Source organism: Rhizobium sp. SRDI943 (assembly GCF_057653695.1).
This window is the reverse complement of sequence record NZ_JBYGKN010000003.1, coordinates 328,686-349,962: the sequence shown is the minus strand read 5'-3', so window position 1 is coordinate 349,962 and position 21,277 is coordinate 328,686. Positions and strand designations below refer to the sequence as shown.

Annotated in this window: 18 protein-coding genes; 13 read left to right on the top strand and 5 right to left on the bottom strand. The window is 61.1% G+C overall.

What is annotated here, in order from left to right:
* Positions 1-99: 99 nt before the first annotated feature.
* From AC245Y_RS32835 to AC245Y_RS32820, 4 genes are read left to right on the top strand one after another with little or no spacing between them, the layout of a single operon-like run.
* Entirely contained in the window at positions 100-1,269 is a 1,170-nt protein-coding gene (locus tag AC245Y_RS32835) for a sugar ABC transporter substrate-binding protein (RefSeq protein WP_017997250.1), read from the top strand.
* Between the two features lie 25 nt (positions 1,270-1,294).
* Entirely contained in the window at positions 1,295-2,860 is a 1,566-nt protein-coding gene (locus AC245Y_RS32830) for a sugar ABC transporter ATP-binding protein (RefSeq protein WP_017997249.1), read from the top strand.
* Positions 2,857-3,861 (top strand): ABC transporter permease, encoded by a 1,005-nt coding sequence (locus AC245Y_RS32825; protein WP_017997248.1) that lies wholly within the window; start codon positions 2,857-2,859, stop codon positions 3,859-3,861. The genes AC245Y_RS32830 and AC245Y_RS32825 overlap by 4 nt, the downstream gene beginning before the upstream one ends.
* A 30-nt stretch (positions 3,862-3,891) precedes the next feature.
* Complete coding sequence (locus AC245Y_RS32820) at positions 3,892-5,319, top strand: arabinose isomerase (RefSeq protein WP_017997247.1); 1,428 nt, start codon at positions 3,892-3,894, stop codon at positions 5,317-5,319.
* 505 nt (positions 5,320-5,824) lie between these two features.
* Here AC245Y_RS32820 and AC245Y_RS32815 read toward each other — a convergent pair.
* Positions 5,825-6,283 (bottom strand): helix-turn-helix domain-containing protein, encoded by a 459-nt coding sequence (locus AC245Y_RS32815; protein ID WP_017997246.1) that lies wholly within the window; start codon positions 6,281-6,283, stop codon positions 5,825-5,827.
* Positions 6,284-6,640: 357 nt separating this feature from the next.
* Here AC245Y_RS32815 and AC245Y_RS32810 point away from each other — a divergent pair, with 357 nt between their 5' ends.
* Entirely contained in the window at positions 6,641-7,843 is a 1,203-nt protein-coding gene (locus AC245Y_RS32810; protein WP_026157701.1) for an MFS transporter, read from the top strand.
* A 207-nt stretch (positions 7,844-8,050) separates the two neighbouring features.
* Positions 8,051-8,611, top strand: a complete 561-nt coding sequence (gene msuE / locus AC245Y_RS32805; protein ID WP_017997244.1) for an FMN reductase — start codon at positions 8,051-8,053, stop codon at positions 8,609-8,611.
* On the opposite strand, the gene AC245Y_RS32800 is transcribed toward msuE, so the two are convergent.
* Positions 8,587-8,805 (bottom strand): hypothetical protein, encoded by a 219-nt coding sequence (locus AC245Y_RS32800; protein ID WP_157628389.1) that lies wholly within the window; start codon positions 8,803-8,805, stop codon positions 8,587-8,589. The two genes, msuE and AC245Y_RS32800, sit on opposite strands and share 25 nt — an antisense overlap.
* Before the next feature lie 50 nt (positions 8,806-8,855).
* Here AC245Y_RS32800 and AC245Y_RS32795 point away from each other — a divergent pair, with 50 nt between their 5' ends.
* The 3 genes from AC245Y_RS32795 (at position 8,856) to AC245Y_RS32785 (ending at position 11,504) form a co-directional block, all read left to right on the top strand.
* Positions 8,856-9,695: a MetQ/NlpA family lipoprotein gene (locus tag AC245Y_RS32795; RefSeq protein ID WP_017997243.1), complete on the top strand. Its 840-nt coding sequence runs from the start codon at positions 8,856-8,858 to the stop codon at positions 9,693-9,695.
* An 89-nt stretch (positions 9,696-9,784) separates the two neighbouring features.
* Positions 9,785-10,870, top strand: a complete 1,086-nt coding sequence (locus tag AC245Y_RS32790; RefSeq protein ID WP_026157700.1) for a methionine ABC transporter ATP-binding protein — start codon at positions 9,785-9,787, stop codon at positions 10,868-10,870.
* On the top strand, positions 10,851-11,504 hold the full coding sequence (locus tag AC245Y_RS32785; protein ID WP_029874964.1) for a methionine ABC transporter permease: 654 nt from the start codon (positions 10,851-10,853) through the stop codon (positions 11,502-11,504). The genes AC245Y_RS32790 and AC245Y_RS32785 overlap by 20 nt, the downstream gene beginning before the upstream one ends.
* 1 nt (position 11,505) lies before the next feature.
* On the opposite strand, the gene AC245Y_RS32780 is transcribed toward AC245Y_RS32785, so the two are convergent.
* Positions 11,506-12,864 carry an LLM class flavin-dependent oxidoreductase gene (locus AC245Y_RS32780; protein WP_020487153.1) on the bottom strand — a complete coding sequence of 453 codons (1,359 nt, stop codon included), beginning with the start codon at positions 12,862-12,864 and terminating at the stop codon, positions 11,506-11,508.
* A gap of 233 nt (positions 12,865-13,097) precedes the next feature.
* Between AC245Y_RS32780 and scpA the strand changes: the two genes are divergently transcribed.
* Positions 13,098-15,236: a methylmalonyl-CoA mutase gene (gene scpA, locus AC245Y_RS32775; protein ID WP_017997239.1), complete on the top strand. Its 2,139-nt coding sequence runs from the start codon at positions 13,098-13,100 to the stop codon at positions 15,234-15,236.
* 61 nt (positions 15,237-15,297) lie between these two features.
* Here the strand turns inward: scpA and AC245Y_RS32770 are convergent, their stop codons facing one another.
* Positions 15,298-16,458, bottom strand: a complete 1,161-nt coding sequence (locus tag AC245Y_RS32770; RefSeq protein ID WP_017997238.1) for a fumarylacetoacetate hydrolase family protein — start codon at positions 16,456-16,458, stop codon at positions 15,298-15,300.
* Positions 16,459-16,826: 368 nt separating this feature from the next.
* On the opposite strand from AC245Y_RS32770, the gene AC245Y_RS32765 reads away from it, so the two are divergent.
* From AC245Y_RS32765 to AC245Y_RS32755, 3 genes are read left to right on the top strand one after another with little or no spacing between them, the layout of a single operon-like run.
* Positions 16,827-17,837 (top strand): Gfo/Idh/MocA family protein, encoded by a 1,011-nt coding sequence (locus AC245Y_RS32765; protein ID WP_003549180.1) that lies wholly within the window; start codon positions 16,827-16,829, stop codon positions 17,835-17,837.
* A 10-nt stretch (positions 17,838-17,847) separates the two neighbouring features.
* On the top strand, positions 17,848-18,945 hold the full coding sequence (locus AC245Y_RS32760; protein ID WP_017997237.1) for a Gfo/Idh/MocA family protein: 1,098 nt from the start codon (positions 17,848-17,850) through the stop codon (positions 18,943-18,945).
* 18 nt (positions 18,946-18,963) lie between these two features.
* Entirely contained in the window at positions 18,964-19,374 is a 411-nt protein-coding gene (locus AC245Y_RS32755) for a VOC family protein (RefSeq protein WP_017997236.1), read from the top strand.
* Positions 19,375-19,471: 97 nt separating this feature from the next.
* Here the strand turns inward: AC245Y_RS32755 and atzF are convergent, their stop codons facing one another.
* Positions 19,472-21,277: an allophanate hydrolase gene (gene atzF, locus AC245Y_RS32750; RefSeq protein WP_017997235.1), complete on the bottom strand. Its 1,806-nt coding sequence runs from the start codon at positions 21,275-21,277 to the stop codon at positions 19,472-19,474.

Sequence of the window (21,277 nt, the reverse complement as noted above, 5' to 3'; positions counted from 1 at the left end):
CTATGCAAGGTCAGTTTTAGAATGACGCTGCAAAATATTTGCTGAGATCATCAGCGGGCCGCCGCTGCCGGGGAGGGCAGTGGCCGGGAGGAGAAAGACATGAAACATCAAGCCACACTGGTGGTGGTTGCCGCGTGCCTTGCGGCTTCCGCTTCTTATGCCGAGGACTTTCACGGGTTCGATCCGGCGAAGTTCGACGGCAAAATGCTATCGACCGAAAATCTGAAGGCGATGGTGGTCGATGCGACCAAGGCAACGCCGCCGAGAAACGGAAAGAGCTACAGTATTGGTTTCGCCAATCTGCAGCGCGATATCGCCTTCGGCGTGCTCGTCGAAAAGGGGATCCAGGAAAATGCCGATGCTGCCGGCGTCGAACTTGTGATTGCGGATAACCGCCTCGACGGGCCGACTGCGCTCGCCAATGCCAAATCCTTTGCAGAGCGCAAGGTTGACTACGTCATCGAATTTCAGACGGACGCCAATTTCGGGCAGACGGTGATGGATGTGTTCAAACCGGATGGCACGAAGGTGACAGCGATCGACATCCCGATGCCGGGCGCGAGCTTCTTCGGGGTCAATAACCCGAAATCTGGCTTCATGGGTGGGTCCTATCTCGCAACGGCGGCCGCAAAGAAATTCGGCGCCGATGTCGTAAAGACCGGTTATCTGGTCGTCGGCGCTTTACCGCAGTCGGGCGTCATCCCGCGCATGCGCACGGATGGCCAGCGGGCCGGCTTTATGGCGCTGACCAAGGATTTCCCCGCCGATCATATCATCGAGATCGATACCAAGAACACGCTGCAGGAATCTTTTGCGCAGATGAACAATGTCATCGGTCGCATTCCGCCCGGTGCGCCCATCCTCATCATTGCCATCAACGATCAGGCGACGATGGGGATGCTGCAGGCCGTGCGGGCTGCCGGTCGCGTCGATCAGGCAATTGCGGTCGGCAACGGGGCAGATGAGGCTGAGGCGCTCGCCACCGATCCGAACCTGGTTGCTGCCACTGGTTCATTCCCCGGCAGCTACGGCAACTATCTGATTCCGATCGCGCTCTCCGCTCTTGCCGGAAAGCCGGTTCCGGAGGCGACCTTCGTGACGCACCAAATGGTCACCAAGGCCAATATCTGCAAGTTCTACAAGGAGTTTCCCTGTGCCGGCGAGGCGGATGGATACGTGTTTCCGGAAGCGGAATTTTCAACCTACCTTGCAGACCTGAAGAAGCAGGATTGGCTGAAGGGCTATGAGGCCATTCTCCCTCAGCAATGAGCGAGACAGCGTCAGGGAGCGTGACATGACCGTCCAGAGCACCGAAGGGAGCCGCAATCGGCGGCTCCAGATCGCCAATGTCAGCAAAGCATTTGCCGGCGTGACGGTACTGAAGAACGTGTCGCTTTCTGCCGATGCGGGCGAGATCGTGGCGCTTCTTGGCGCCAATGGCGCGGGTAAGTCTACGCTCATGAAAATCCTCTCCGGTGTCTACACTCTGGACAGCGGACAGATTAGAATTGACGACACGGCCAGGAATATCTCCACGCCTCGGGATGCCGTTGCGGCCGGCATCCGGCTGATGCCGCAGGAGCTTTCCGTACATCCGGACCTTTCGGTCGCCGAAAACATCGCGCTTGGCTCCATGCCGAAGCGCCGCTTTTTGGGTATTCCGATGATCGATCAGTTGGCCGTCGACGCACAGGCGCGGGCGCTCCTGAAGCGATTGCGGCTCGACCATATCGAGCCCGGCCGGCGCATGGGCTCGCTGCCATTGTCCGAACAGCGCATTGTCGAAATCGCCCGCGCGCTGGCCGGCAAGGCGCGGATCCTGATCATGGACGAGCCGACGGCGTCGCTGAGTGAGGCAGATGCCGACAATCTGTTCGAGGTCATCGAGGCCCTGAAAGCCCAAGGCGTCACCATCATCTATATTTCGCATTATCTTGACGAGGTCTTCCGGCTAAGCGACCGTATCGTTGTCTTGCGTGACGGCGAGGTCCGAGGTCAGTTCGAAACCCGCGACACCAATCGCGACGAAGTTCTGACGGCGATGCTCGGCAGCGAACTCGGCGACCTCTACCCCGTAAAATCGAAAGTGCTTCAGGACGCAAAGACCGTCCTGTCGGTCGATGGACTGTCACTTCCCGGATGGCTCGACGGCGTGGCATTGACCGTGCGACGCGGCGAGGTTTTCGGCGTCTTCGGCCTTATCGGCTCCGGCGCCGAGAAAATAGGCCGGGCAATCTATGGCGCCGAGCCTGCCGCCCATGCCGAGGCCATTCTGCTGAACGATGTGGACATTGGTCTCTCTGGGCCGCGAAAGAGAGTGCATAGCGGCATCGGGTTCGTGGCCGCAGAGCGAAAGCGCCAGGGCCTGATTGGCAATTTGTCGGTGCGAACCAACACGACACTGCCCTATCTCAGCCTGTTCACGCAATCCGGCGTTGTCGACCAAAAGCGGGAAGACGACAGCACCCGTGAATGGATCAAAACCCTGCGGGTCAAGACCTCAGGTCCGGACCAAGAGATCCGCCTTCTGTCCGGCGGCAATCAGCAGAAGATCTGCCTTGCGCGTTGGCTGCTCGGAAACCCGAATGTTCTGATCCTCGAAGAGCCGACACGCGGGGTCGATCTTGGTGCCCGCCGCGAGATCTACATGGAAATCCGTCGGCTGGCGGAGGCGGGGCTGGCGATCCTGATCGTCTCCTCAGACGCGGAAGAGGTGGCGGGGCTCGCAGATCGCAGCCTCGTACTCGAGGATGGCAAGGTCGTCGCCGAGCTTGGGCAGGACGCAACAGCGACGGATCTGATGCAGGCAGCCGAGCCACGGGCAGCCCTCCGCGATAGGAATGAACTGGAGAAAACATGACCAACTCATCTTCCATTCCCGCAGCGTCGGAATCGTCGAAGAGGTCGGCAAAATCACGCAGCGACCTTCTTGGCCGCTCGGCCGCCGGCATCGCTCTCTTGCTGGTGTTCTACGTCCTGCTGCTGATCGCCTTTTCGGTTTTCTCCCCCTATTTCCTGACGCCGAGCAACCTGTCCAACATCGGCACCAACATGGCCTTCATCGGGCTGATGGCAGCCGCGGGCACCCCGCTGATCATCGGCGGAGGGCTCGATCTGTCCGTCGCCGCCGTCGCCGGTCTTGCCGGCGTCATTGTGGCGCTGATGCATGCCAAGGGAATCAACATCTGGGCGGGCTGCGGCACCGCTCTCCTCATCGGCTGCGCGGTCGGCGTCCTGAACGGCTTCATCGTCACCCGACTGAAGCTCAACCCGCTCATCGCCACGCTCGGCACAATGAGCATCTTTTCCGGCCTCTCAATGGTGCTGACCGGCGGCCTTTCGAAGCCGCTCTTCATTCCGGCTTTCAACTGGCTCGGGTCAGGGCGCCTCTTTGGAATCCCGTTTCCGATCATCCTGATGCTGTTGGTCTTCATCGCACTTTGGCTGATCCTGTCGAAGACACCGTTCGGACGCTTCGTCTATGCGAGCGGCGGCAATCCGGAAGCAAGCAGCCTGCTCGGCGTGCCCGTCGAGCGGACCCAGATGGTGCTCTATGTCGTCTCCGGCCTTTCGGGGGCGGCAGCTGGCATCATCCTTGCAGCGATGCTCGGCGCCGCAGCACCCAACGCCGCGGGCCAGCACCTGCTCACCATCATCGCCGCCATCATCCTTGGTGGCACCAGCCTCTTTGGTGGCCGCGGCAGCGTCTGGGGCACGCTGATTGCCGTTTTGATCCTCGGCACGCTGAACAACGGCCTGACGCTGATGAACGTGTCCTCCTTCTGGCAGGACGTGACCCGAGGCGTCGTCCTTCTAATGGCCGTCGGCCCCGATCAGCTTCGAGTGCGCCTGCAGAGCTGACGTCATTCTCACCCCATCGGAGAAACAGAAATGTCTGAACGCCCCTTGAAGGCCGGCCTTTTCGGTATCGGTCTGGAGGCCTATTGGTCGCAATTCAACGGTCTGGAAGCGCGGTTGCGTGGCTATGTCGATACCGTCGAGGCAAAGCTTGCGCGCCCAGGAGTCGAGGTCGTCAACCTCGGGCTGATCGACACGCCCGAAAAGGCGATCGAGGCCGGTCACCAGTTTCGCCAGACCGATGTCGATATCATCTTTCTCTACATCACCACCTATGCGTTGTCGTCGACGGTTCTTCCAGTGGTCCGTCGCGCCAAGGTTCCGGTGATCATCCTCAATCTGCAGCCGACCGCAGCCATCGACTATGCCACTTTCAACGCCCTCGGCGATCGGACAGCGATGACCGGTGACTGGCTGGCGCATTGCTCTGCCTGCCCGGTCCCCGAAATCGCCAATGTCTTCCGTCGAGCGGGCATCAGCTTTCACCAGGTGACCGGCGTTCTCACCGGCGATCCCGTCGTCGAAAACGAGATCGACGGCTGGATCGAGGCCGCCCGCGTCGCACATGTGATGGCGCATAACCGGCTCGGCGTCATGGGCCGCTACTACAACGGCATGCTCGATATCTATTCAGATCTCACCGCGCAGGCAGCGGCCTTCGGCACCCATATCGAGGTGCTGGAAATCGACGAACTGGCGCAGTTGCGGCGTGATTTGAGCGAGGAAGACGTCTCCACCTGCTTGGCGACGATCATCGCCGAATTCGATGTCCAGCCGGATTGCGACCCCAAAGAACTGGCACGTGCGGCAAAGACCGCCGTGGCGCTTCGCAAGCTGGTCGATAAGAAATCGCTCGGCTCACTTGCCTATTACTACGAATCCCAGCCCGGCCACGAATATGAGGATATCATCACCTCGGTCATCGTCGGCTGTTCGATGTTAACGGCCAGCGGCGTGCCGGTTGCTGGCGAATATGAGATCAAGAACGCCCAGGCGATGAAAATCATGGACAGCTTCGGTGCGGGCGGCTCATTCACCGAGTATTATGCCATGGATTTCGCCGCAGATGTCGTGCTGATGGGGCATGACGGGCCGGGGCATACGAAAATTGCCCAGGGGCGTACGAAGATCCGGCCCCTCAACGTTTTTCACGGCAAGGTCGGCTCTGGCGTCAGCGTTGAAATGTCGGTTCAGCACGGGCCGGTGACGCTGCTCTCTATCGTCGAAGACGCCGGCAACATCAGGCTGCTTTGCGCCGAAGGCGCCTCTGTGGCGGGCCCGATCCTCGAAATCGGCAACACCAACAGCCGTTATCGATTTCCACTTGGAGCCCGGCGCTTTGTTGAGACGTGGAACGCGCAGGGACCTGCCCACCATTGCGCAGTTGGCGTCGGACACATTGCCGGGCGCATCGAGAAGCTTGGAAAACTCCTGGATCTGGACGTCGTAAAAGTCTGCTGACAAGATGGGAAGCGCGCCACAGTGAGCAACCTTCATCGTGCGAAAGCCCTCGCAAGATGCGTTCGGGCCATTGCGGCAAAGCACCTGCCAGTCAGCATCCGTTTCAAGTCCCGCGTGCCGGGTAAAGAACCGTCGTGGGCGCTTTCCGGGGAGGCAAACGCCACAAGCCTGGCCAGCGGCCAGCTCCTTGACCTCTTCCCCACTCATCTGCGTAACTGTTGCTTCGGCTGTTTCGGGCATCTGGGTGTCCTTGCGGCTTCCTCTGCCCACGCGTGCTCCAAAGCGGAGACAACTTGGTTCTCTTGAACGAAGACGCGCGTGACAGGACTGCGCCGCCTTTCAGATCTCAGAACCCGGCCCGTGCGAAGCCTCGCGATATTGTTCCTTATGCCAAGTGGGCCCCTTTTCTGGAAGCGCCACCGATTGCCCGTCTGGGTCGATCAGCCGCAACTCGCCAAATGACGCGAGCCTGAGCTCTATGCGAGTATCACCTCGGTGTGCCTGATTACTCTCCGAGTGGAAGAGTGATATCCGCTACGGAGGCTCCCAATGTTACGCCGCGACTTTCCGCCTGCGCCATCGCCTTCACCAATGCGATGACCGTTTCGCGGATATTGCTGTCGGCGATCTTTAGAAAAGCGCGATTGAGCACCAATCCCTCTTTCGTTCGCAGGAATTCAGCGACCGGGTCCATATTCGCGGATAGATCCAGCCCTTGCAGCGTCAACGGCTCGGAATTCTCCTGCTCGAAGAAGAAGCTTGGCGACGTCTGAAGCACCTCGGCGATCCGCTGCAGCCGGCTGGCGCCGATGCGGTTGATGCCCTTCTCGTACTTCTGAACCTGCTGAAAGGTCACACCGATCTGCTCGCCAAGCCGTTCCTGGCTCATCCCGAGCAACTGCCGGCGCATTCTGATGCGCGCTCCGACATAGCTGTCTATTGCATTCGCTGTCTTGACATTCATCGTCTGTTTTCAGCCTCGATCGCTTTTTTCAATCGGTGCAGCTGTAGTATCCCCTGCATGGCTTTTCCATGGTTGTTTTCACATAGCATACTGGATATGCGATGATCGCGACTGACTGTGATATGAATGCCCGTCTGGAAAGACGCTAAGCTAGGCAGAAATCACTTGTTCGGAGAGCAAATCGAACAAAAGCCGTACCAATACGGATAAAACTGGGCTGTAATTGCGTCCCCGCTTACGCTAAATGCAGTTCAGCGACCGCCGCACGAGAGTCTTCCCAGCCCCGATCGCCCGAAAATCCATCGAATAAAATCGACGTGGCACGGCACCGGCCGTGCCTGTGCAGGAGAAGCATTGATGGCAACCGTTGCCGAGAGCGCGCCCCGTTTCGAAAAAACAACGATGTCCATCCTCATGGCGGTCAGCTTCTGCCACATGCTGAACGACATCATGCAGTCACTGCTCGCCTCGCTCTATCCGCTGTTCAAGGCGAACTACGATCTCGATTTCGTGCAGATCGGCCTCCTTACCATGACCTTCCAGGTCACGGCTTCGCTGCTGCAACCGCTGGTCGGCATCGTCACCGACCGCTGGCCGATGCCCTATTCGCTGCCCGTCGGCATGGCGAGTACCTTTTGCGGCCTCATTCTGCTCGGCAATGCCGGCAGCTTCGAACTACTGCTGGTTGCCGCAAGCCTGATCGGCTTCGGCTCGGCGGTCTTCCACCCGGAATCGTCGCGCGTTGCCCGTCTTGCCTCTGGCGGCCGCCACGGTTTCGCGCAATCCTTCTTCCAGGTCGGTGGCAATGCCGGCCAGGCGATCGGTCCGCTGCTTGCCGCCTTCATCGTGCTGCCGCTCGGTCAGCACAGCGTCTCCTGGTTCGCCGCCATCGCCATGGTCGGCATGGTCGTGCTGAGCTGGGTCGGCAACTGGTACATCAGCCACAGGCGCCAGAATGCCAGCAAGCCGGCGGTAAGCCGGACCCTTCCGCTGCCGCAGAACAGGGTCGTCTGGGCGCTGCTCATCCTCGTGCTGCTGACGGCAACGAAGAATGTCTACATGGCCAGCGTATCGAGCTACTTCACCTTCTATGTCATCGACAAGTTCGAGCTCAGCGTGCAGCAGGCACAGCTGATGCTCTTCCTGTTCCTCGGCTCCGTCGCCGTTGGCACTTTCCTCGGCGGGCCGATCGGTGACCGCTTCGGTGCCCGTTTTGTCATCTGGTTCTCGATCCTCGGCGTCATTCCCTTCGCGCTCCTGCTTCCCTATGCCAACCTTTTCTGGACGGGTGTGCTCAGCGTCGTCATCGGCCTGATCTTCGCTTCGGCCTTCTCTGCAATCGTCGTCTTCGCGCAGGAACTGGTGCCCGGGCGCGTCGGGCTGATTGCCGGGGTCTTCTTCGGCTTCGCATTCGGGGCAGGGGGGCTTGGTGCAGCCCTGCTCGGCAGTTTCGCCGACACCCATGGAATCGATTTCGTCTACCGCATCTGCTCCTACCTGCCGCTGCTCGGTCTCCTCACGGTCTTCCTGCCGCGTATTCCCAAGCAGAAACCAGTCTGAGGCGACATCGCTTACGGACAATCGATCGAGCCGGAATGTCACCGACACTCCGGCTCGATTTCGCACGTCGCCTTCGCCCATAGGCCCGAACGTATTTTTCTCCTGCTATGGGGAAGAGGGATCACCATTCCTTTAATCCACTATTTTTATAGATAATATTCGTCCAATAATGACGTCGGTCTCGGCACGATATTGGAAGGAAATGGCATGTCTGCTCACAAATTGGTCGGCCTTGCGGGTAGCTTCAACCGCCCCTCGAAGACCTTTGCGCTTGTCGAAAACGTTGCCGGTCTCGCCGGTGAGAAATACGGCTTCGACAACACTATCTACGATCTGACCGATGTCGGCCCCTCGCTTGGCCAGGCGCTGCGCCGTGACGATCTCGATAGTCGCGCCAGGGAAGTCATCGACGACATCGTCAATGCCGATGTGCTGGTCATCGGAGCACCGACCTACAAGGGCAGCTATCCTGGTCTCTTCAAGCATCTGATCGACCTGATCGACCCGCATGAGCTGCGCGCCAAGCCGATCATCATCACTGCGACCGGCGGCGGTGACCGCCATGCGCTGATGGTCGAGCACCAGCTCCGCCCGCTCTTCGGTTTTTTCATGTCGCACACGCTGCCGACCGCGGTTTACGCGTCCGACCGCGACTTCACCGATTACCGCGTCTCATCCGATCCGCTGTCCAAGCGGATCAGCGAGGTCATCGGCGAGCTCGAGGCGTTCTTTCCCAGCCGGAATCAGGCGCTGATCGCTGCCGAGTAAAGAGCGTCGGGATAAGCTTGAAACGGCGCCACGAGGGCGCCGTTTTCATTTTTGGAGCATGCTCTCAAGCCGCAATTAATCCATAAATTTGGTGGAAATTTATCCTGCCGATATCGATGGCAGGGCAAGAGTTTTTCTGGGCTTTGCTCCACATCAGACATTCGTGCTTCGCCCGCGATCTGCGCATTTGCCATGATCGGCCTGCTCGGGGCGTTCGGCCTCATTCAGTCAGACGGGATATACAATGACCAAGAACAAAAATCTTCACGGCTTCCACCTTTCGCGCCGGGCGGCTCTTGCCGCCGTCGCCATTTCTGCTGCCGCAGTCTTTTCCTTTGCCGCACCCGCGCCTTCCTTTGCCGAGGACAAGTCGATCAAGGTCGGCATCATGGCCGGCGAGGAGGAGGATATTTGGCGCGTGGTCGCAAGCGAGGCGGGCAAGAAGGGTCTCAAGATCGAGACCGTCATCTTCAACGACTACACCCAGCCGAATGAAGCGCTGGAACGCGGCGAAGTCGATGCCAACGCCTTCCAGCACCAGCCCTATCTCGACAACCAGATCAAGCAGCACGGCTATCACATCGTTCGCGTCGGTTATACCGGGGTCTGGCCGATCGGCCTTTACACCAAGAAATACAAGTCCGTCGCAGAGATCCCGGAAGGTGCCGTCATCGGCGTGCCGAACGACCCCTCGAACGAAGGCCGTGCGCTGCGCGTTCTCCAGAGCGAAGGCCTGATCAAACTGAAGGAGGGCACCGGTATTCTCGCGACCGTCGCCGACGTCACCGACAATCCGAAGAAGATCGAGATCAAGGAACTCGACGCCGGCATCGTCGGCCGTTCGATCGACGATCTGGATGCCGGTATCGTCAACACCGACTGGGCGCTGAAAAGCGGTCTTTCGCCGGCCGAACGCATTGCCCAGGAGCCGATCGCTGATAATCCATACCGCAACTTCATCGCCGTCAAGGACGACAGCAAGGATGCCGAATGGGTCAAGACGCTTGTGTCTTCTTATCAGAACGACACCGTCAAGGCCGAATTCGAGAAGGTCTATAAGGGCACCGGTCTCAGCGCCTATTGATCAGAGGCTGGGCTGGGGTTAAGGCCTGCCGAGAGGCGGTCCGGGCGTTCTTTGCCCGGGCCGCCTTCAGCATTTGCAAGGAAAACCACATGAATTCCTTTGTTTCCACCACGGCGATCGAGGCAGAGCCGCAAACGGCGACCGAAGAGGTGGTGAGGCTTACCGGTGTGAAGCGGCGGTTCGGAACCACTGCCGCACTCGACGGCATTTCGCTGACGGTGAAGAGAGGCGAGATCCTTGGCATCATCGGCCGCAGCGGCGCCGGCAAATCGACGCTGATCCGCTGCCTGAACGGCCTGGAACGCGCCGATAGCGGCGAGATCCTCATCGAAGGCCGAGATATCACCGGACTTTCGGAACAGGAATTACAGCCGCTGCGGCGCCGCATCGGCATGATCTTCCAGCATTTCAATCTGCTTTCTGCCAAAACCGTCGAAGAAAACGTCGCGCTGCCTCTGAAGATCGAGGGTCTTGCAAAGAGCGAGCGCCTGAAACGGGCGCACGAGCTGCTCGAACTCGTCGGCCTTGCCGACAAGGCGAAGGCTTATCCCGTATCGCTATCCGGCGGCCAGAAACAACGCGTCGGCATTGCCCGGGCGCTGGCGGCACGCCCGGCACTGCTGTTGTCCGACGAGGCGACATCGGCGCTCGATCCGGAAACGACCCGGTCGATCCTGGCATTGCTGAAAGACATCAACCGTAAGCTTGGACTGACCATTCTGCTCATCACCCACGAGATGGAAGTGGTACGCGGCATTGCCGATCGCGTCGCGGTCATCGATGCCGGGCGGATCGTCGAGGAAGGGCAGGTCTGGTCGGTCTTTGCCAATCCGCAGGCTGAAATCACCGGGAGCCTGCTTGGCGGTATCCGCCCGCAGCTTCCTGAGCATATCGCCGGCCGGCTGTCGGCGACGGCGGGCAGCGAAGCGATCCTCAGCGTCGATCTCGCCGGGCCACAGGCGCAGGGCGCGCTATTTGCCGAACTCTCGGCAGCATTGCCGCATTCCTTCCGCCTCGTCCATGGCGGCATCGACCATATCCAGAACCAGCCGGTGGCGCGGTTCTTCATCGCCGTTCCCGCGCGCGACCCCGCGCTTGCCGGAAAAGTCGAACAATTCCTGACGGCCCGGTCCGCCCGGGTGGAGGTGCTTGGTTATGACACCGATCATGCTTGAACTGCTTATTCGCTCCCTTTGGGAGACGGTCCTGATGACCCTCGCCTCGGGATTGATCTCGCTCGTCGCCGGCCTGCCGCTCGGCCTTGCTCTGGTCGCGACAGCGCGCGGCGGCATCGCCGAAAACCTCTGGATCAATCGCATGCTCGGGTCAGTCATCAACGGTTTCCGCTCGGTGCCTTTCATCATCCTGCTGGTGGCGCTGATCCCGCTGACGCGGCTGATCGTCGGCACCGCGCTCGGCACCTGGGCGGCCATCGTGCCGCTCGCCATCGCTGCAACGCCCTACTACGCCCGTATCGCCGAAGTATCGCTGCGCGAGGTCGACCGCGGGCTGATCGACGCCGTGCGCGCCATGGGCGGCAACCGCTGGACGATCATCCGCGAGGTGCTGGTGCCTGAAGCGCTGCCGGGCATCGTCGCCGGTTTCACCGTCACGCTGGTAACGCTGATCGGCGCCTCGGCCATGGCGGGCGCGATCGGCGCCGGCGGCCTCGGCGATCTCGCCATCCGCTATGGCTATCAACGTTTTGAAACCAGCGTGATGATCGCGGTGGTGGCCGTCCTCATCGTGCTCGTCTGCGGAATCCAGTGGCTTGGCGACCGGCTGGTCGCCAGGTTGGACCACCGATAGGTCAGCGCCGGAACTGGGCGGCGGGATGAGCGGCGGGCAACCTGCCGTTCCCGCCGCCGAAAAGCTTCTGCCGCAAGGGTCCTGCAGCATAGTCCGCCTTGAAGACGCCGCGCTCCTGCAGCACCGGGACGACCAAGTCGACAAAATCGCGCAGGCTTTCCGGCGCCACTGTCCGCGCCAGATTGAAGCCGTCGATGCCACCCTCGTCGATCCATGTTGCGAGATGATCGGCGATCTGTTCCGGCGAACCCACTATCGGCTTCATCCGGCTGCCGAGCACCATCTGGTCGATGATGTTACGCAGCGTCACGGGCTTTGGCGCCTGTTTCGTGATGGCCGCAAGCGCCGACTGATTGGCGTTGGTCGAGCTCTGGTCGATGACGTCGTCCAATCCATACTTCGAAAAGTCGATGCCTGTCGAAGCGGAGTAATGCGCAAGCGAAGCCTCAACGCTCGCATGGCGGCGATAGTCCTCCAGTCTGTCCCGTGCTTCCTTCTCCGTCCGCCCGACGACGACGGTGATCAGGCTCAGGATCTTCAATGCGTCGGCGCCGCGGCCGAATTCCTTCGCCTTCGCCCGCAGCGCATCGATGGTCGGCTTGGCCGCCTTGGGATTTGGCCCGGCAATGAAGACGCATTCGGCGTGACGTGCGGCGAAATCCTGCCCGCGTGCCGAGGCGCCGGCCTGGAAGAGCAGGGGCGTGCGCTGCGGCGAGGGCTCGGAAAGATGGATGCCTTCCATCCGGTAATATTTGCCGTCGTGACGGACAGAGCGCACTTTGGAGGGGTCGGCATAGACACCGCCTACCTTGTCGCGCACCACCGCATCGTCGTCCCAGCTCCCTTCCCAGAGCTTGTAGAGTATTTCGAGATATTCCTCGGCCGCATCGTAGCGCGCATCATGTTCCGGCAGCTTGTCGAAACCCATGCTGCGGGCGGCACTGTCGAGATAACCGGTGACGATGTTCCAGCCGATCCGTCCCTTGGTCAGATGATCGAGCGTCGACATGCGCCGCGCCAGCAGGAAGGGTGGCTCATAGGTGGTGTTGACGGTGACGCCGAAACCCAGATGTTTCGTGACATAGGCCATCGCCGAAATCGGGATTATCGGATCATTGACCGGGATCTGCGCGCCCGTCTCGATCACCGGCGCCGGGCTACCCTTGTAGACGTCATAGACACCGACGATATCGGCCAGGAAGATGCCGTCCAGCTTGCCGCGTTCGGCGGTCTTGGCAAACTCTGTCCAGTAGTCCAGATCGGTATAATGCGCTGAGCGGTCGCGCGGATGCGTCCACAGGCCGTGGTTGATATGCCCGACGCAGTTCATGTCAAAGGCATAGATCTGCATGGTCTTCATGAGGCGGGTCCCAAAGCCGGCAATAGAAATCAAGGATTTGCCGCATTAATAATCCTAGAGCATGATGCCGAAAAGTGTGAGCGGTTTTCGGACGACATCATGCTCTAACTATATAATATAGAACAGGATTCAGATTTTGGGCCGGCTCGGCCTAAAATCATCCTGTTCGGGCTCTATCGCACGAGGAGCCGGTGAAATGGTAGGGTGGGAATGAAAAAAGCCGGAGGAACCGCATGACGAAGAAGACGCTGTCGGATTGGGCGGAGCTTGCGCAAAAGGAACTGCGCACCTCGCCCGAGAAGCTGACCTGGCAGACGCCGGAAGGCATTGCCGTCAAGCCGCTCTATACGGCCGAGGATCTTGACGGCGCCGGGCATCTTGGTTCGCTTCCCGGCTTCTCGCCTTTCACCCGCGGCCCGCGGGCGACGATGTATGCCGGCCGGCCCTGGACGATCCGCCAATATGCCGGCTTCTCGACGGCAGAGGAATCGAATGCCTTTTATCGCCGCAATCTGGCGGCCGGCCAGAAGGGCCTGTCGGTCGCCTTCGATCTTGCCACCCACCGCGGGTATGACAGCGATCATCCGCGCGTCGAGGGTGATGTCGGCAAGGCGGGTGTGGCAATCGACAGCGTCGAGGACATGAAAATCCTGTTCGACGGCATTCCGCTGGCTGAAATGTCGGTGTCGATGACGATGAACGGCGCCGTCATCCCGATCCTTGCCTCCTTCATCGTGGCCGGCGAGGAGCAGGGTGTTTCGCGAGCCGACCTTTCTGGCACCATTCAGAACGACATCCTGAAGGAGTTCATGGTCCGCAACACCTATATCTATCCGCCCGAATCATCGATGCGGATCGTTGCCGACATCATCGACTATACCGCCCGCGAGATGCCGAAGTTCAACTCCATCTCGATCTCCGGCTACCACATGCAGGAAGCCGGCGCGACACTGGTGCAGGAACTGGCCTTCACGCTGGCCGACGGCCGCGAATATGTCCGCGCCGCCATCGCCAAAGGCCTGAGCGTCGACGAGTTCGCCGGCAGGCTGTCCTTCTTCTTCGCCATCGGCATGAACTTCTTCATGGAAGCGGCCAAGCTGCGCGCCGCCCGCCTGCTCTGGACGCGGATCATGGAAGGGTTTCATCCGAAGAAACAGTCCTCGCTGATGCTGCGCACCCATTGCCAGACCTCCGGCGTCTCCTTGCAGGAGCAGGACCCTTATAACAACATCATCCGCACCGCTTTCGAGGCGATGTCGGCCGTGCTCGGCGGCACGCAGTCGTTGCATACGAATTCCTTCGACGAAGCGATTGCGCTGCCGACTGAGTTCTCCTCTCGTATCGCCCGCAACACCCAGCTCATCCTGCAGCACGAGACCGGCGTCACCAAGGTCGTCGATCCGCTCGCCGGCTCCTACTATGTCGAAAGCCTGACGGCCGAACTGGCAGACAAGGCCTGGGCGTTGATGGAGGAAGTCGAGGCACTCGGCGGCATGACCAAGGCGGTGGCAGACGGCCTGCCGAAACGGCTGATCGAGGAAGCGGCCGCACGCCGCCAGGCGGCCGTCGACAAGGGCGAGGAGGTCATCGTCGGCGTCAACCGCTATCGGCTCGACAACGAGCAGCCGATCGACATTCTGGAGATCGACAACAGCGCAGTACGCAAAGCGCAGATCAGACGTATCGAGGAAACCAAGCGGCGGCGCGATGGCAAAGCCGTGCGCGAGGCCTTGGCGGCCCTGGCCGAGATCGCACAGAGCGGCAAGGGCAACCTGCTTGAAGCCGCCATCGAGGCGGCGCGGGCCCGCGCCACGGTCGGCGAGATATCGGATGCGATGCGCGATACCTTCGGCGATCATGCCGCCACGCCAGTGGTGATTAAGGGCGTCTATGGCCAAGCGTATGAAAACGAGCCGGAACTCGCCGTGCTCAAGACTCGCATGACGGAGGTTACGGAAGCCATGGGGCGCCGGCCGAAGATTATGGTCGCCAAGCTCGGTCAGGACGGACACGACCGAGGCGCAAAGGTGATCGCCTCGGCCTTCGGCGATATCGGCTTCGACGTGCTCGCCGGTCCCCTGTTCCAGACACCGGAGGAAGCCGCCGGTGTCGCACTCAGCGAAAAGGTCAACGTCGTCGGCGTCTCGTCCCTGGCGGCCGGTCACAGGACGCTGCTGCCACAGCTGATCGACAGGCTGAGGGAACAGGGCGGTGGTGATATCATCGTCGTCTGCGGTGGTGTTATCCCGCGGCAGGACTATGAATTCCTGCATGAACACGGCGTTGCAGCCGTGTTCGGCCCGGGAACGAACGTTCTTGAGGCGGCAAACTCCGTTCTCGACCTGCTGCAGGGTAGGCGGAGAAACCAGTAATTCAGCATCTCAAGAAAACGCGAAGCGGTTTTCTGCCCGGAAATGCACAAAAATCAGCACGTCAAAGCAGGCCGCGCTTTGCCAGATTGCTCATCAGCGCCGAAATGCCGAAGGTCCAGGGCGGGCATTCGGTGGAGAGGCGCACGGTGTTGATGAGCGCGCCGAGGCCTGCCGAGGAAATCTCGACGACATCGCCGATCTTGTGGGTAAAGCCTTGCTTCGGCGCGTCGCGGTCCTGAGTCGGCGCAAACAGCGTGCCGAGGAAAAGCATGAAACCGTCGGGATATTGATGATGGGCGCCGACCGTCTGCTTGACGAGATCGGTCGGATCGCGACTGATCTGCGACATCGAACTCTTGCCGTGCATCACGAAGCCATCCTGGCCTGACACCTTCAGGTCGAGTTCGGCCTTGCGTACATCATCGAGGCTGTAGCCGGCATCGAACAGGCGGATGAAAGGACCGATCGAGCAGGAGGCATTGTTATCCTTGGCCTTGCCGAGCAGCAGCGCCGAGCGGCCCTCGACGTCGCGCAGGTTGACGTCGTTGCCGAGAGTCGCGCCCGTGATTTCGCCGCGGCTGTTGACCGCGAGCACGATTTCCGGCTCGGGATTGTTCCAGGTCGAGATCGGATGCAGGCCGACATCCGCACCCCAGCCGACGGAGGAGAGCACCGGCGACTTGGTGAAGACTTCGGCGTCCGGCCCGATACCGACCTCGAGATATTGCGACCACATGCCTTCGTCGATCAGTGCCTGCTTGACCTTGGCAGCCTCCGGCGAACCGGCCTTCAGATTGGTGAGACTGCCACCGATCAGCGTGCTGACGCGCTCGCGGATCGAGGCGGCACGCTCCGGACTGCCGGCCGCCTTCTCCTCGATGACGCGCTCGATCATCGACTGCGCAAAGGTGACGCCGCAGGCTTTCACTGCCTGAAGGTCGACGGGCGCCAGGAGATAGGGACGCGCTTCATCCGGCGTGCCGGTGCTGTTGGCGGCGATATCCTGCAACGAGCCGATCGCCTTGCCGCTTGCAGCGCGCACGAAACCAGCAGCGTCCTGCTGCTCGAGCAGCGCGCTCAGTGTCGGCGCCTCGCGCGAGGTGATGTCGACCAGCTCCCCCTCTCGAAGCGCCACGATGCTCGGCCCGGCAACCTGGGGATTCCAGGCGCGGCCGACAAAAAGACCATCCGAAGCGGCGATATCGAGCAGAGGTTGAGACATGGTGGATCTTCCGTCACAGGCGAGCGGGGAGCGCTCTTCAAAACATTGCGGGGTGTTGCCGCCCTCCAGCCCGGCGGCAGCCGAAATCGATCACATTCACGGAGATGGGGCAAGATGCGCCGGGGAAAAAGACTTCGCCCGATCGGTTCAAGCCGTGGCCCTTTGTCGAAAGACCAAGCGTAAAAACCTGCAAAATAACTATTTAGATACAAATTAATCGTTATATTTCATATGTTTAATTTGCAACCCGGTCGATTTCCCCCTTCATCTCGCCTTGACAGGCGGCGGCTTTCGTTATCTGTTTTGCGCGACATGGAGGAGGCTGGCGTCAGGCGGCCACACGAAAATCCCAGGAGGATATTGCAGCGATGTTGAGATTTGCCGTCGTCGGAATCGACCATGGGCACACGTTCGATCACGTGAAGGGATTGCTGGCCGCAGGCGGCGAGTTCGTCGGCTATTGCCCGCAGACCTCGGTGCCGGCGTTGCGCGAGGCCTTCGAGAAGACCTATCCTGACGCGCCGCAGATCGACAGGCAAAAGCTGTTCGACGATCCGTCGATCGATGTCATCTGCATTTCCGCGATTCCGCGTGATCGTGCCGGGCTTGCCATCCGCGCAATGAGGTCGGGCAAGGACGTGATGACCGACAAGCCGGGCGTGACCACCTTCGCCCAACTCGAGGACGTCAGGCGTACCGTTGCCGAGACCGGCAAGATCTTCTCGATCTGCTTTTCCGAGCGCCACTGCGTCCGCTCCGCCGTCAAGGCCGGCAAGCTCGTCGCCGAAGGCGCGATCGGCAAGGTGATCCAGACGCTCGGTGTCGGTCCACACCGGCTGCAACTGCCGACCCGGCCGGACTGGTTCTTCGATCCCGAAGCCTTCGGCGGCATCATCGTCGATATCGCTTCGCACCAGGTCGACCAGTTCCTGTTCTATACCGGCTCGACCACAGGCGAGGTCATCGCAAGCTCGATCGGCAATTTCGGCATGCCCGACAAGCCCGCCTTCGAGGATTTCGGCGAGGTGCTTCTGCGCTCCGACAAGGCGGCGGGCTATGTCCGTGTCGACTGGTTCACGCCGGAGGCGCTGCCGACCTGGGGTGATGGGCGCCTGACCATCCTCGGCACCGAAGGTTACATCGAACTGCGCAAATATATCGATATCGCCGGCCGGCCGGGCAAGGATCACCTCTTCCTGGTCAACGGCAAGGAAATGACCCATATCGATTGCAGCGGTGAAAAACTCGATTATTTCGACGCTTTCACCGCCGACGTTGGCAACCGCACGCAGACGGCGATGACCCAGGATCACGTTTTTGAAGTCTGCCGTCTTTCGCTCGAAGCCCAGGCGAAAGCCGCGCGCATCGGCGCTCGCTGAGGAGGAAATCATGACCAGAAAATTGCGCGTCGGCGTCATCGGCGCAGGCATCGCTGCGCGGCATCTGGCCGGCTTCGGCTGGAACAAGGAGCTTTTCGAAGTCCCCGTGCTCTGCTCGCTCGATGAGGAGCGCGGCAGAGCGTTGTGCGAGGAGTTCGGCATTGCCGAATACACGCAGGATGCGGATTCGCTGTTTGCCCGAGACGATCTCGACGTCATCGACATTTCGACGCCGCCGAGCTCGCATTTCGAACTCTGCCGCAAGGGTATCGAGTCCGGCAAGCACGTGATCTGCGAGAAGCCGCTCTTCGGCTCGATCGCCGAGGTCGACGAGATGGCGCGCATCCTCGATCGTCACCCCGGCAGGAAGCTGATGCCGATCTTCCAGTACCGCTATGGTTCCGGCCTGCAGAAGCTGAAGCTGCTGATCGAACGCGGCCTGGCCGGCAAGCCGTTCCTGACGACGATCGAAACCCATTGGTGGCGCGGACCGGATTATTATGCCGTGCCGTGGCGCGGCAAGTGGGCGAGCGAACTCGGCGGTGGCCTTCTCGGCCACGCCATCCACGCCCATGACATGCTGAACTATGTGCATGGCCCTTGCGCCGAGGTGTTTTCCTATGGGGCGACGCTGGTCAATCCGATCGAGGTCGAGGATACGGCAGCCCTTTCGGTGAAGATGCAGAATGGCTCGCTGGCGACGCTGTCGATGACGCTGGGCTCGCGCAAGGAGATCTCGCGGCTGCGCTTCTGCTTCAACGACCTCGTCGCCGAAAGCATCATCGAACCCTATACGATGGGCCGTGATCCGTGGACATTCGTCGCCGGGGCAGAGGAACATCAGGCGCGGATCGACGAAGTGCTCGCCGCCTATGTGCCTGGCGAGGATGGCTACACCCGTCAGTTCGAGCTCTTCCATAAGGCGATCGTCGAAGACACCGACCCACCGGTGACGCTGCAGGATGCCCGCAATTCGCTGGAACTGGTAACGGCCGCTTACTTCTCGCAGCGAACCGGACAACCGACGCCGATGCCGATCGCCGCCGATCATCCGCTCTATCGCTCCTGGCTTCCAGCAGGGGAATGGCGGGCTGCGGCCACCGTCTGAACCGGGAAGGGCTCTCCGATGATGAAATCCTTCGAGCATGTCGGCATGACGGTCGGCGACATGGACCACACTGTCGATTTCTACTGTGGCCTGCTCGGCCTCAGCCTCGTGCTGCGCAAGACGATGGCGAATGGCATGCAGGTCGCGTTCCTCGATGCAGGCGGCGGCATGCTGGAGGTCTTTGCGCCGCCCGGCGGCGCGTCGAGAGCGGTCGACGTGCCTGAACATACGGCCGGCGTCCGCCACCTCACCTTTCATTTCGACAATGTCGACGAGACCTTCGCCCGCCTCGAAAAGGCGGGCGTCGAGATCAAGGAGCGGCCGCGCTTCGCTGTCCACTCCGAGATGCTGAACAAGATCGCCTTCGTTCGCGATCCCGACGGCATTATCGTCGAACTTGCCGAACGCTCTCAGAACCGCCAGGGCTGACACAGGTGCTGCCGATCGCTTCGCTTCGGGCGGTCAGACCGTCCCGCAGCAGATCGATCAGGCGCCAGACGAGTCTTGCCGCCATGGAAGGCTCTCCTCAGCTCGCCAGCTTGGCACTGATATAGTTGCGCCAGCCGCCAAGTGCGGTGATTTCCTCGGCACCCTTCACCGCATGCGCCTCGCAGACGAAGCCGGAGACGCTGGAACCGTCTTCGAGCGTCAGCTTACCGATGCCGAGGGGTGCCGGAATCTTCTGGACGAACCTGCCGAAAGCATCGGCCGGCAGTGCCCAGACCTCGACCTCCAGCCCGTTGCCCTTGTGGCCGGGCTCGCGCAGCAGCCCCGGTTTCGGCGGCGTGGTATTGGGTAAGACGAAGAGGCGATAATCGCCGGCCGTGCGGCAGGTCTTGACCAGACGCCCGCCTGCGCCTGCCAGTTCGTGATTGAGCGGCATGCCGGTCAGATGCGCACCGACGACCACAATTTCGATAAAACCGTCATCGCCGGGCACAACACGGCTTGCTTCGGGGATCGCAGCCTGCCGGTCGATGCCCATGCCGGAGCTTGCTGCGCGGTGCAGCGCATCGGCAAGTGGTGCCAGCGCATCGTCGGTGAAGGCAGGTGCGATGACGGTAACGCCGCTCGGCAACCCACCTTTTCCGAAGCCGGCCGGAACGGCAATCGCTGCGCAATCGAGCAGGTTGACGAAATTGGTGTAGCGGCCGAGGCGACCGTTGAGCACGACGGGATTGGCCAGCATATCCGCAACGGTGTAAGTGGTCGGTGCGGTCGGCAGCAGAAGCACGTCGGCCTTTTCCCATTCGGCCTCGGTCTTGCGACGCAATTCTTCCAGCCGGTATCGGCCGTTGAAAGCCTCGACCGCGGTTTTGCCCTTGGCGCCTTCGATAATCCCTCTGACCGTCGGGTCGAAATCAGCCGCGTTCGTGGCGAGGAAATCTTCGACCGCCGCCAGACGTTCGGCGACCCAAGGCCCATCATAGAGAAGGGCGGCGGCCTCGCGGAATGGCGCGTAATCGAAAGGCACGATCGTCGCGCCGAGCGCTCTGGCCCGCTCGATCGCCTGGTCGTAGAGCGCCTCAACCTCCTTGTCGCCGAAGAACTCCCGCTCGGCGTCGGTCAGGACGCCGATGCGCAAGCCCGACACAGGCAGGTTCGCCGGCTTGGCGTGACGCGAGAAAGCATCGGCGGCATCGAAGCCTTCGGCGACCTTGCGGATCGCAACACCGTCGCCGACGGTCGCGGCAAAAATCGTTATGCAGTCGACGCTCTTGCAGGCGGGCACGGCGCCGGTATTCGGCAGAAGGCCCGGCGTTGGCTTGATGCCGACCAGATTGTTGAAGGCAGCCGGCACCCGGCCCGAGCCCGCCGTATCGGTACCGAGTGCGAAGGCCGCGAGGCCGGAAGCAACCGTGACTGATGATCCGGAGCTCGATCCGCCGGAGATATAGGCCGCATCGAAGACCGAACGCGGCGCGCCATAGGGCGAGCGCGTGCCGTTGAGGCCGGTCGCGAACTGGTCGAGATTGGTCTTGCCGATGATGATGGCGCCGGCTGCCTTCAGCCGCGCAACGACGGTAGCGTCCGCTTCCGGCCGATATTCGTATGCCGGGCAGGCGGCCGTCGTCGGCAGGCCGGCGGCATCGATATTGTCCTTGACCGCGAAGGGCACGCCCCAGAGCGGCAGGCTGTTTGCCTCAGGCGCCCGCGCCATCAAGGCTTTGGCGGCGGCCCGCAGCTCCTCGTCGGGCACCGCCGTGATGAAGATCGCCGGATCTTTCGAGGCGGCACGCCGCGCAATCACCTCTTCGATGGCGTCGAGCGGCGTCAGGCCGGATTGATAGGCGGCGCGAAGGCTTGAGAGATCGAGGATGGTCGGCAGCAT

Bases quoted from the DNA above. Each gene is read 5' to 3' on its own strand.
- AC245Y_RS32835 (WP_017997250.1), top strand. From the start codon at position 100: ATGAAACATCAAGCCACACTGGTGGTGGTTGCCGCGTGCCTTGCGGCT.
- AC245Y_RS32830 (WP_017997249.1), top strand. From the start codon at position 1,295: ATGACCGTCCAGAGCACCGAAGGGAGCCGCAATCGGCGGCTCCAGATC.
- AC245Y_RS32825 (WP_017997248.1), top strand. From the start codon at position 2,857: ATGACCAACTCATCTTCCATTCCCGCAGCGTCGGAATCGTCGAAGAGG.
- AC245Y_RS32820 (WP_017997247.1), top strand. From the start codon at position 3,892: ATGTCTGAACGCCCCTTGAAGGCCGGCCTTTTCGGTATCGGTCTGGAG.
- AC245Y_RS32815 (WP_017997246.1), bottom strand. From the start codon at position 6,283: ATGAATGTCAAGACAGCGAATGCAATAGACAGCTATGTCGGAGCGCGC.
- AC245Y_RS32810 (WP_026157701.1), top strand. From the start codon at position 6,641: ATGGCAACCGTTGCCGAGAGCGCGCCCCGTTTCGAAAAAACAACGATG.
- msuE (WP_017997244.1), top strand. From the start codon at position 8,051: ATGTCTGCTCACAAATTGGTCGGCCTTGCGGGTAGCTTCAACCGCCCC.
- AC245Y_RS32800 (WP_157628389.1), bottom strand. From the start codon at position 8,805: ATGGCAAATGCGCAGATCGCGGGCGAAGCACGAATGTCTGATGTGGAG.
- AC245Y_RS32795 (WP_017997243.1), top strand. From the start codon at position 8,856: ATGACCAAGAACAAAAATCTTCACGGCTTCCACCTTTCGCGCCGGGCG.
- AC245Y_RS32790 (WP_026157700.1), top strand. From the start codon at position 9,785: ATGAATTCCTTTGTTTCCACCACGGCGATCGAGGCAGAGCCGCAAACG.
- AC245Y_RS32785 (WP_029874964.1), top strand. From the start codon at position 10,851: ATGACACCGATCATGCTTGAACTGCTTATTCGCTCCCTTTGGGAGACG.
- AC245Y_RS32780 (WP_020487153.1), bottom strand. From the start codon at position 12,864: ATGAAGACCATGCAGATCTATGCCTTTGACATGAACTGCGTCGGGCAT.
- scpA (WP_017997239.1), top strand. From the start codon at position 13,098: ATGACGAAGAAGACGCTGTCGGATTGGGCGGAGCTTGCGCAAAAGGAA.
- AC245Y_RS32770 (WP_017997238.1), bottom strand. From the start codon at position 16,458: ATGTCTCAACCTCTGCTCGATATCGCCGCTTCGGATGGTCTTTTTGTC.
- AC245Y_RS32765 (WP_003549180.1), top strand. From the start codon at position 16,827: ATGTTGAGATTTGCCGTCGTCGGAATCGACCATGGGCACACGTTCGAT.
- AC245Y_RS32760 (WP_017997237.1), top strand. From the start codon at position 17,848: ATGACCAGAAAATTGCGCGTCGGCGTCATCGGCGCAGGCATCGCTGCG.
- AC245Y_RS32755 (WP_017997236.1), top strand. From the start codon at position 18,964: ATGATGAAATCCTTCGAGCATGTCGGCATGACGGTCGGCGACATGGAC.
- atzF (WP_017997235.1), bottom strand. From the start codon at position 21,277: ATGCTGCCGACCATCCTCGATCTCTCAAGCCTTCGCGCCGCCTATCAA.